Here is a 10,701-nt window from a genome sequence, read left to right as displayed (position 1 = left end):
TTTCGTGCGACGGTCATGGTGTCGGTGCCCCGGCCTCGGCAGGCAGCAGTGGGCCGGGTTCGGCGGGCGGCGGAGATCCGGCGTCGGCAGGTGCCGGCGCCTTCAGCGCATCTGCCGGATTGGGCGGAGCGGGCGGCACTCCCGGCCAGAGCGGTACTCCCCCGGGCCCGTAGAGCGGCGCTCCGTACGGTGGTGCCCCCGGGTATGGGATCGGGCCGATGGCAGGTCCCGGCAGGCATTGGCGGATGGTAGGCCGTTCCGGCACCGCCCGCGTCTGCGGGAAGTAGTCCGCCCAACACGGGTGTGCCAGACCAGGGTTGGGCCGAATGTCCAGCCCGGTTCCCCAGCCGGTGTTTGAGATCAGTTGTCGCACTGGGAAATTCTTGGTCGCATCCGGCAGCGAGCCGCAGCCTGGCTTGCCGCCTGGCCCGCCCTTGGCAGCGACGATGGGCAAGTTGTCGGGGTAAACGTACGGGTCGTTGGCACCGAGCAGCGCAACGTCGAGAATCAGCGACCGGCCGTCGGCGCCGCCGAAGACCGATGTGCCGTTGTCAAGGAACCATTTCGCCCCTTGCAGCCAGCAGGTGTAGCTGGGGCTGTATTTCAGCAGCAGGCTGGTCGTCGGTTCGAGTGTGTTCACCGTCTGCACCAGGCTGTCTTTACTGGTGCCAAGCAGATTGGTTCCCGCGTCGGCGAAGCCGACTGCGTTGAGCAGCAGGCTGTCCAGTGCCGTCGAGTTATCGGTGATTGTCTTGCTGGTGGTGCTGGCCGCGTTGAGAATGGCGACGATGTCGTCAGCCGCTGCGGCATAGGTGTCGTTGAAGCGCTTGAAGGCACGCCAGTCCTCACGGATGGTGTCGCTGCGGGCGTTGAGCGCCTTGAGGACCTGGTTCAGGTCGGTGGTCGCCTGCCCCATCCGTTCGCCCTGACCCCGGACACCATCCGCCACCGCGGTGAGCACCGAGTTCAGCTTCGCCGGGTCGACCATGTCGAGCAGCTTGACGACATTCTCGAAAACGGTGTTGATTTCAGGTGTCGTGTTTGTCGACCGCAGGACGGCGCCGGCAGACAGCCGGGCACGGCTCGGATTCCGAGGAATGACAAGGTCGACGAATTTGGCACCGAATGCCGTGGTGACGTTGATCTGCGGCTCTACGTTCGCCGGGATGTAGCGGACCTGGCCGGGTTCGAGCTCCAATTGCAAACGCGCCCCGCCTTTTCCGGTGTCGATGGAGCTGACCCTGCCAACCTCCACACCGCGCAGCTTGACCCTGGCGTTGTTCTCGAGCACCAGACCCGCGCGGTCCGCGGTCACAGTTACCGGCACCGATGATTTGAAGGTGCCTGCGAAGATGGCCGACGTCGTGCACACGAACACAACGGCCACCGACAACATGAGCGTGGCCCAGACCCAATGGGGAAGGCTTCGATCTCCCGGCATTCGCTGCATCGCGTCAACCTGCCAAATTGAAGTTGCCGGACTGGCCGTAGATGGCCAGCGAAATGAACGCGATTTCTGTCGCGGCGATGACCATGGACAACCGAACCGCCCGGCCCACGGCCTCGCCCACACCGGCCGGGCCGCCCGACGCGGTGTAACCGAAGTAGGTGTGTACCAACATGATCACCACGGTGATCGCCACGCACTGGACGAAGGACCAGATGAGGTCGGTGGGGTTGAGGAAAGTATTGAAGTAGTGGTCGTATACACCGGATCCCTGACCGTAGATCACCGTCGTGCCTAGTCGAGATGCCAGGAACGCCATCATGATCGCCACGCAGTACAGCGGGATCACCACGACCATGGCAGCGAGTACCCGGGTCGATGCCAGGTAGGTGATGCTGCGAATGCCGAGCACTTCGAGCGCGTCGATCTCCTCGTTGATCCGCATCGCGCCGATCTGAGCAGTGGCACCGGCTCCGATAGTTGCCGACAATGCGACCGCAGTGGTGCCGGGCACGATGAGCCGGACATTGAAAAACGCCGAGGCGAACCCCGTGAGTGCCTCGAAGCCGACCGAAGCGAACTGGTTGTACCCCTGGACCGCGACCAAAGCACCGGTGGTCATGGTGAGGAAGCCGACAATCACGAGGGTTCCGCCGACGATCGCGAGAGCGCCGGTGCCCAATCCCATTGCGGCGATGAGTCGCAGTAACTCGGCGCGGTAGCGAATCACCGCTTCCGGGATTGCCATGACGGCCTTGTAGTAGAACTCGCCCTCTTCACCGACGCGGTTCCACCCGCGGACGATATTCTCGCCCGATCTACGCAGCCGCTCGAATTGCCGGCTGGGAGTGTTAACGGTCATCACGCCACCTCACGAGACCGTGTATTGGATACCGACGGCCGTCACGACGATGTTGATCGCGAACAGCACCATGAACGTGAACACCACCGTCTCGTTGACAGCGTTTCCCACACCGGCCGGACCACCACCCACTGAGATTCCCTTGTAGCAGGCGATCAGGCCAGCGGCCAGACCGAACAACGTCGCCTTCGCCAGCGAAACGACAATGTCCGCCATCCCGGTCAGCAGTGGCAGACCGGCGACGAATGCACCTGGCGAGACATGTTGTACCTGGACGCAAAAGAGGAACGCACCGGTCAGGCCGACGATGGTGACGGTCGCCGACAGCGCCAAGGCGACGGTCGTAGCGGCCAGGACGCGCGGAACAACAAGCGCCTGAATGGGATTGACTCCCATGACGCGTAGTGCGTCCAGTTCGTCGCGGATGGTGCGGGCGCCGAGGTCGGCGCACATCGCGGTGGCGCCGGCGCCGGAGACCACCAGCACCGTGACGATCGGGCCGATCTGGTTCACCGTCCCGATCGCGGCGCCCGTACCCGAGAAATCCGCGGCACCGACTTCGTTCAGCAAGATGTTGAAGGTGAATGTCAGCAATACCGAGTACGGCATCGTCAGTAGCAGCGCGGGCAGTACGGAAACCCGTGCCACAAACCACGTCTGAAGGACGTATTCCCGCCAAGCGAACGGCGGCTGGAACATCGCCACCAACGTGTCCAAGGACATGGCAAAGAACTCGCCGACCGCGCCGAGCGGTTTGGTCATCACACTTGGGGTTGCCACCGCGTTCCTTCTCTTTCTTGCCAACGTCGGCTGATCAACCGCACAGTCGTTCTCGACCAAAACACCACTGACGCAACGTCCTCCGTCCTTGCACAGCACTCACGCCTGACGCACTTCCGGCAAGTATCCGGCCAAGTGTGATGCCCCGGCCGCAGGGGAACAATGTGGCCAGAGACAAGAAATCGGCAACCATGTTGGGTATGAATCCAAAGTCGTTGGCGCCGAGCGACTGACCTGTGAAGATGCACCGAGCCAGACACCGAGTGCCCGAAAACCGTTGGTTCCTAACGTCATTTTCGATGGTGTAGCCGCCCGCGGGCGAACGCAGATGCGCCACTTGGGCGAACCCGGAATCACCTGTCCGGGAAAGGAACTACTCAACAGCGGCGCGCCGAACGCTTGGCAAGCCGCAAGAATCCTCTACACCACCGCCGCAGGCGATGCCAGAATGTGCGCGTATTGGATCGCCCACCAGACCTGGAACGCGCAGTGCGGCTTGCGAAGATCAACGCCCGTCAACTCCTCGAACCGGGCGATCCGGTATCGGACGGTATTCGGGTGCACCACAAGGGCTTCAGCGGTGACGTCAATGCGCATCCCAACTTCGATATACCGCCACACCGTATCGACAATCACCCGCGCAGACTCGCCTTGACCTAGCGGATCGACGAATCGGTGACGGAAGTGCTCGCCGATGTCGGGGTCGGCGGTGACCGCAACCGACAATCCAAGCGTGTCGAGGTCATGCCCGCCCGTCAACTGCAAGCACCTCGCCGTTGTCATCACCCGGGTGGCCAGCCGGTAGGACCGCTCAAGGTCGGACAGCCGCTCCAGCGGGCCGAATCCGATCGCAAATTCAACCTGAACACGCGGCGCGCGGGACAGCACACCGACCAGATCTCCGTCGAGCTCAGTCACCAACACACGGTGCACCCGGGAGTCACGGCGCAGCGCACTTTCCAGCTGATCGACAGCGGCCCCGCCGGCAGCGTCCGCACGGAATGCGACATACCGTGCCTCTACGTCAAGTCCGTAACGTTCGGCACCCAGTCGAATATCGCCGGGATCCAGGCCACCAGAGAGCAGGCCACGGACGTAGGCCCCGCGCCGTTGATCGTCCCCGCGGGCGCCGGCGCGTTCCGCGTCCCGATGTCCGCAACTGTAAGCCAGAGTGGCTTCATCGACCAGATCCAGCATCTCCTGGACGAGCCCGATAGCGAGTCCGTCGTCGTCGCACGCCGCGACCACCTGATCCACCAATTCACGGGTGGTCAGCCGCGACGCGCTATGTATATCGTCGAGCGTCACACCTTGCCGAGCTCGGGACTCACCGTGGGCGCGCAGAATTGCCCGCTCGCGCGCACTCAGACGCCGCTGATCCCGCAGCGCCGAAAGTATGCTGTGTAATACCAGTGCCCCCGCCGCCATGACGACGTTCACATCGAGGGGTCGATACCCATCGATGTGCGACAGCACCAAGCCCGCGATTCGCTCAGCCAGAGCCACCTCGTCGGCGAACAACTGCTCGATCGCCGCCTCGCGCGAGCCCGTCACAACGCACACGCCCCTCGCCACGCCTTCGGTGCCATCCCGGCCTGCCCGCTCCGCGGGCGTTGACGACCGATACGCCTTCGCGAACGCGCCGATCCCGCCGGGAACGGCGCCGGCCTCGCTATTGGCCGCTGAAGGCCCGACGACTCTCATCGCGCCTCCTCATAGATCTCCTCGATGAGATCGGCATACTTCTCGGCGATCGGTTTGCGCTTGAGCTTCGCGGTGAGCGTCAACTCATCGCCACCCGGTTCCCATTCGCCTGGCAAGATTCGGAAACGCTTGATCTGCTCTACCCTCGCGAGCCTGTCGTTCGCCCGGTCAATGCCGGCCCGTACGTCCGCGACCACGTCCGGATCATCAACCGGACGGCCTCCCAACGCATCCGCGGCCAGTGTCAGCAGCGCGATGTTGTACGGGCGCCGGTCACCAATGGCAACGGCTTGGTCGATCAAGCGGCACGAGCCCTTGATCGCGTTCTCAATGTTGGCCGGCGACATGTTCTTGCCACCCGCATTGATGATGAGATCCTTTTTGCGGTCGATGATGCGGACGTAACCGTCATCGTCGATCGCGCCGATATCACCGGTGAGTAGCCAACCGTGGGCGTCGTAGGTCGCGGCGGTCTTCTCCGGCTCCCCGCGGTACCCCTTCATGACCATGTCACTGCGGATGAGGATCTCTCCGTCCTCAGCAAGCTTCAGCTCCACACCGGGCATTGGTGGTCCAATGGTGCCCAGTCTGGGTCGGCCCGGCGGGTTCAGCGTGCCGCCGAGCATTTCGGACATCCCCCAAAATTCGCAGATCGGGACGCCGATCGCCAGGAAGAATTCCAGCGACTCCGGCGCGATGGGCGCTGCACCAGACATACACCAACTCACCTGATCGAGACCCATGGCCGCCCGCAGCGGTGTGAGCACCGATTCCTTCGCCTTGGCGTACTCGGCCAGCAATGTGTCGTCGGGGCCCGGGCCCTCGCCGCGGAACGAAATCTGTTCGGCCCGGACCTTCTTCATACCGACATCGAGCGCCCAGTCCATGGCCTGCTTGTGCGCTGGATCGGACTCGGCGGCGATCTTGGCTCGCAACGCCACTTCCAGCTTTTCCCAGATTCGCGGCACCGCCACCCACGCGGTGGGATGGGTCTCGGCCAGCGCGGCCGCAACCGTGCGCGCGTCGGCAACCGACGTGATTTGCGATCCGTACACGAGGCCGAGGTAATGCCCGTAAAAGCGGTCCGCCGCGTGGGCGGACGGGAGGTAAGAGATCAGCCGTGCGCCCGGCGTGACCCCCATCGCCCGCGCCGACCGCATGCAGGCGAGGATGTTGCCGTGGGTGAGTTCGACGCCCTTGGGCGGACCGGTGGTTCCTGACGTGTAGATCAACGTCAACACATCGCCGGGTTCCACTGACCGCCAGCTGGCCTCGAAGTCGAGGTCGGCATCGCCGGTCGCCTCGATGTCCTCGATCGACGCCGCGCCTTCCGGTGCGCCATCGATGCAGATGACGTGCTCCACCCCGGTTCCGTCGGCGGCTGCACGAACTACGTCGACGTATTGCGCTTCGCAAATGACGACGCGATTGCCAGCATTCGTATACAGGTGCCTGATCTGGTCTGCGGTCAGCGTGTTGTAGATCGAAAATACGGTCGCACCCAGATGCATTGCTGCGACATCCACGATATGAAATTCCGGGCGGTTGGTCATGAGCAAGGCGACGGTGTCGCCGCGCCCCACACCCAACGCGGCCAGTCCGCGCGCCAGGCTCTCAACCCGCGCCGCGTATTCCCGCCAGGTGATCTCGACCTCCCCACCCGCTGTGCGTAGGGCAACCGCGTCGGGATCGGCGCCGGCAGACCGCTGGAATGCCTCGCACAAGCTCGAAACTTCAAGCTGATCAATCACTTTGGCAGGAGCGACGGAACCGTCGACTGTCATGAGTTCCCTTCTCGGGAGATTCGGGCGTCACCACTCGAGGCCATACGGTTCCGCCCTGCGATGGGAGGCCGGTTGATTTGCGAGACCTGCACATTGACACCGACCGCACGTACAGTCACACTGCCCATTGTGCGATGATCACCACATCAAGCGCAAGAGGACGACCAAGTCACAGCGTTGACTTGCAACTTCGCAACGCACTGGCCTCAGGACCGAGCGAGCAGAGGGCCGCAGGCGGGGAGCGGCCTTTCTGCATGCTTCCCACCCAGCGAGTCCCGAAGTTTGCTGCGCCACCAGCGGATCGGCTTTTGACAGCGGGCTGTGCGATCTGGTCGGTCAGCTGCGCCGCAACGTGCCCTCACAACGGCGCCTCGCTTGAATGACGATTTGAGGAGATGTCCATGAAGAAGCGGATGACCTTGCTCGACTCGGGCTTCATCTGGATGGAGCGGCATGAGTCGCCGCAACATGGCACGGCCCTGGTCATCTTCCGCATCCCCGACGGATCGCCGCCCGACTACATGCAGCGCCTCGCCACGCACCTACGCAGCTTCCCCGTCACCGCGGACCCTTTCAACTGGCGACTGTCAAAGTCGCTGGTAGACAAGGTCGCCCCGGCGTGGGAAGTGCTGCCACCCGAGGACATCGAGCTCGACTACCACTTCCGACATTCGGCGTTACCGCAGCCGGGCGGTGAGCTGGAACTCGCGCTTGTCGTCTCCCGGCTGGCGACCCACCCGACCGAATTCGATCGCCCGCCGTGGGAAGTCCACCTCATCGAGGGGCTGGAGCACGGTCGCTTCGCGATGTTCATGAAGATGCACCATTCGCTCATCGACGGAATGAGCGCGGTAAAGATGATTCGAAACTGGCTGTCAGACGATCCCACCGAGGCCGGCACACCACCAATGTGGGCGATGGAGGCCGAAGAGAAGCCGCGGCCATCCGCGGCCGCGAACGGCGCTGACGAGTCGAATTCCACGCCCACCACGCTCGGCAAATCCGGGCTCACTCCGTCGAATTTTCCGGGGGCAATCGGCCGCGCCGCCGAATCGGCCATGGCGATCGGCCGCGCCACGCGCACCACAATCGCCGCCGCAACCGGTACCGGCGATGGGCTCGTCGCGCCCTACAATCCCCCTCGGACGATCTTGAATGGCAAGATCACCCAGCGCCGGCGCATCTCCACTCAACGTGTCGAACTGGCGCGCATGAAGGCGATCGCCAAGCGCATCGACGGCACGCTAAACGATGCCATCGCAACGGTTTTCAGCGGAGCGCTCAAGCGTTACCTCACCGAACTGGATGCCCTGCCGGACCGGTCGCTCGTCGCGGGCGTGCTCGCATCGTTGCGCGCCACCGTGGACCCGACGAAGGCGGACACCGCCGGTAACGTCATCAGCTTCATCTTTTCCGACCTCGCTACCGATGTCGACGACATCGGTGAACGTGCGCGGCGGGTCGTCGCGTCCACCCGCGCCGGCAAAGACCACCTGCTGGGCCTGAAATCGGACGCGATGAACTACAGCATCCTGATGCTCACACCCTCGTTGCTGACCACCGTGACGGGAACCGGCAACTTGCTGCCGATGTTCAACGTCGCCCTGTCCAACGTCCCCGGTATCAACGTGCCGGTGTATTGGAACGGCGCGCTGGCCGAAGCGCTGCACGCGACTACGGTCATCAGCAACGGCCAGGCGCTGATCGTCGCCGTGACCAGCTGGGTCGATCAGCTGTGCTTCACCTTCACAGCCTGCCCGGACACCATCCCGCACCCCCAGCGACTGTCGGTCTATCTCATGGACGCACTTGACGAAGCCGAGGAGTCGTTGGGCATCTGACGCGCTATTGCGGTCCGCGCCAATCAAGTTCGGCAGTTTGTCCCTACAGCGACATCGGGTAACCCGCCAGCGCCGAAGCTGCTATCGATCGCCGACATTGGTAAGGCAATCCTCGACGAGTTTCGCAATCTCGCCATTCGGATCCGCGAGTGCCGCCAAACATAGACGGTCGGTGAGTAGCCCGCCCACGCAGACATCAACGAATCCGGCGCCGACCCGTTGTGCCGACCACGAGCCGTCGGGGTCGAACCACACCCACAGCCACTGCATCGATCCCCACATCTGGAGGTTCGCGATCTCGGCATCGACTGCACGGAACACGCCGAGTTCGATGCCGCGGATGACTTCACCGAGAGTCAACTGTTGCAGCTCGCCGCGCAACTTGCGGACTTCCTGCATGGCCGGGTCATCGGCGAGCTGCACAACTTCTCGCTGGCTGGCGACCGTGGCGTCGCGCGCCACAACGTGCAACAGGGCTGATGCGTAGATCACCGCAGCGATACGTTCCTGGGGCTTGTCCAAGTGATCCCAGATCGAGTGAACCGCGTCAAGCTGACGGCGCATATAACACTCTTCGAGTTCGCGCAGCATCTGAGCCTTCGTCCCGAAGTGGTGGACGATCGTGCCTTTCGACATGCCGAGCTCTTCGGCTATGTCGCCGAGATTCGTTCGCTCGTAACCACGTTCGGAGACATTCCGGATGAATACTGCCAGGATGTCGTCCCGCCTTCCGACGGCTCTTGGCACTCATGCCTCCCGCTTCTAGACCGTACGCACGGCCTAGTCTAGCGCCGCGTGTTTCGCGAGACGGGGGCGCATTGAATTGGGCAAGATCATCGGCGTATGGAGCCCCATCGGGCCGACGCGATGCCATCAACTGTCCTCTAGCCCGGCGGCGCGGCGAAGCACCCGAAACTCGTGCAGCATCGCATCGGTGATCACGTGGGGATCCTCGACTGTGACGCCGTCCTCGATCACCGAGATACTCAGCTGGTCGACGTAGCTCCAAACGGTGATGTTGATGCCGCTACCCGGGGTCAGCGGCCCCACCGAATAGATCTGCTCCAACGGGGCGCCGATCACCGTCCCACGCTCCCGTGGGCCCGGAACATTGGAGATCGACACGTTCGCCATTCGGTTATGCGACTCGCGCGTCGATAGACGCTGTAGCACCGGCCTGGCCAGGAAGGCCGGAATATAGTCGGCCCACCGGTTGACGATGTCGGGGCCGAGCGCCTCGTGATTGGACTTGGCGATTGCGGCTCCGGCGCGCGCCAGTCGCATTCGCTCTACGGGGTCGCCGACGTGGACCGGCAGTGACACGATCATCGTGGCGAAATCGTTGCCGAATATTCGCTCCGGTGAATTGTTCAGGCTGCGCGGTACCAGAGCCAGCAGCGGCTCGGTTGCGCTGCCGTCGTATTTGATGAGTAGCGCGCGCAGGGCGCCCGTGGCGATCGCCAGGACCAGGTCGTTGATGGTGCCGCCGAGTACCTTGCTGGTCAACTTCACATCAGCCAACGGCAGTGTGGCACTGGCGAAGCTGCGGGTGGGTGCCACTGTGTGGTTGAGGAATGTGACGGGGGCACCGAAGGTGCGGGCCAAACCGGGAACGATGCGCCTGTTGCGGCGCACGCTTCTGATGCCATCGGCGGTGTAGCGCAACAGATCTGGCACGCCGACCAGCTGTCGAGCATGGTCGCGAACGGCCGCTTTGACCAGCTCCGGCCCGGATGGTGGCGGATTCACCGGTACGAGGTTGGCCTCACCTTCAATCATCGCCTGCTCATCGAGAGCCAGCGCAAGGAGATTGGCTGATGCGACCCCGTCGGCAAGTACGTGGTGAATCTTGCCGACGATGGCGACTTTGTTGTCGGCCAGGCCCTCCACCAGGTGGAACTCCCACAGCGGCCGTTGCCGGTCAAGTGGCGTACTGGCGATGTCGGCGATCGCGGCGTCGAGTTCACGTGGGCCGCCGGGCGGATTGATCGAGTACCGACGCACGTGGTAGTCGAGATCGACGTCGACATTCTCGACCCACATTGGGCGGTGGATCCTGAACGGGATGTCGACGAGCTGGTAGCGGAACGGATCCAGCAGGTGCAGCCGCCGGGCCAATCTGTCTCGGAACAGGTCTGGCGTGAATGCGACATCGCACTCGCTTGCATCGAGTACGCCGATCTTCATCGTGTGCTGCATCAGGTTGCGAGTCTCGCTGTAGAGCAGCATCGCTTCGAATCCGCCGAGCCGCTTCAAGCGCCGATCTCCTTCTGCTGACCGGTC

Annotated in this window: 8 protein-coding genes; 1 reads left to right on the top strand and 7 read right to left on the bottom strand. The window is 63.4% G+C overall.

Annotated features, from left to right (window positions below; translation table 11 throughout):
- Positions 1–13: 13 nt before the first annotated feature.
- From BR47_RS0103955 to BR47_RS29625, 5 genes are all read right to left on the bottom strand, one after another.
- The gene (locus tag BR47_RS0103955) at positions 14–1,450 is read right to left on the bottom strand and encodes an MCE family protein (protein WP_029118654.1); all 1,437 of its coding nucleotides are present in this window, start codon (positions 1,448–1,450) and stop codon (positions 14–16) included.
- A 4-nt stretch (positions 1,451–1,454) separates the two neighbouring features.
- Positions 1,455–2,309 (bottom strand): ABC transporter permease, encoded by an 855-nt coding sequence (locus BR47_RS0103950; protein ID WP_029118653.1) that lies wholly within the window; start codon positions 2,307–2,309, stop codon positions 1,455–1,457.
- Positions 2,310–2,318: 9 nt separating this feature from the next.
- Complete coding sequence (locus BR47_RS0103945) at positions 2,319–3,071, bottom strand: MlaE family ABC transporter permease (protein ID WP_036426750.1); 753 nt, start codon at positions 3,069–3,071, stop codon at positions 2,319–2,321.
- A gap of 438 nt (positions 3,072–3,509) precedes the next feature.
- A complete protein-coding gene (locus BR47_RS29630; protein ID WP_051634593.1) occupies positions 3,510–4,793 on the bottom strand; it encodes a PucR family transcriptional regulator in 1,284 nt (427 codons plus the stop codon).
- On the bottom strand, positions 4,790–6,577 hold the full coding sequence (locus BR47_RS29625) for an AMP-dependent synthetase/ligase (protein ID WP_051634592.1): 1,788 nt from the start codon (positions 6,575–6,577) through the stop codon (positions 4,790–4,792). The genes BR47_RS29630 and BR47_RS29625 overlap by 4 nt, the downstream gene beginning before the upstream one ends.
- Before the next feature lie 419 nt (positions 6,578–6,996).
- On the opposite strand from BR47_RS29625, the gene BR47_RS0103930 reads away from it, so the two are divergent.
- Complete coding sequence (locus BR47_RS0103930; RefSeq protein ID WP_177127338.1) at positions 6,997–8,418, top strand: wax ester/triacylglycerol synthase family O-acyltransferase; 1,422 nt, start codon at positions 6,997–6,999, stop codon at positions 8,416–8,418.
- A gap of 81 nt (positions 8,419–8,499) precedes the next feature.
- On the opposite strand, the gene BR47_RS0103925 is transcribed toward BR47_RS0103930, so the two are convergent.
- Positions 8,500–9,165, bottom strand: a complete 666-nt coding sequence (locus BR47_RS0103925; RefSeq protein ID WP_029118650.1) for a TetR/AcrR family transcriptional regulator — start codon at positions 9,163–9,165, stop codon at positions 8,500–8,502.
- Between the two features lie 126 nt (positions 9,166–9,291).
- Positions 9,292–10,674, bottom strand: coding sequence for a WS/DGAT/MGAT family O-acyltransferase (locus BR47_RS0103920; protein ID WP_029118649.1), 1,383 nt, complete (start codon positions 10,672–10,674; stop codon positions 9,292–9,294).
- Positions 10,675–10,701 lie beyond the last annotated feature (27 nt).

The organism is Mycobacterium sp. UNC410CL29Cvi84 (assembly GCF_000686745.1).
Classification (GTDB): domain Bacteria; phylum Actinomycetota; class Actinomycetes; order Mycobacteriales; family Mycobacteriaceae; genus Mycobacterium; species Mycobacterium mucogenicum_B.
The sequence above is the reverse complement of the archived record's forward strand: the minus strand, read 5'-3'. Positions and strand labels throughout refer to the sequence as shown.

Coding starts and splice junctions, on each gene's coding strand:
- BR47_RS0103955 (WP_029118654.1), bottom strand. CDS start 1,450: ATGCAGCGAATGCCGGGAGATCGAAGCCTTCCCCATTGGGTCTGGGCC.
- BR47_RS0103950 (WP_029118653.1), bottom strand. CDS start 2,309: ATGACCGTTAACACTCCCAGCCGGCAATTCGAGCGGCTGCGTAGATCG.
- BR47_RS0103945 (WP_036426750.1), bottom strand. CDS start 3,071: ATGACCAAACCGCTCGGCGCGGTCGGCGAGTTCTTTGCCATGTCCTTG.
- BR47_RS29630 (WP_051634593.1), bottom strand. CDS start 4,793: ATGAGAGTCGTCGGGCCTTCAGCGGCCAATAGCGAGGCCGGCGCCGTT.
- BR47_RS29625 (WP_051634592.1), bottom strand. CDS start 6,577: ATGACAGTCGACGGTTCCGTCGCTCCTGCCAAAGTGATTGATCAGCTT.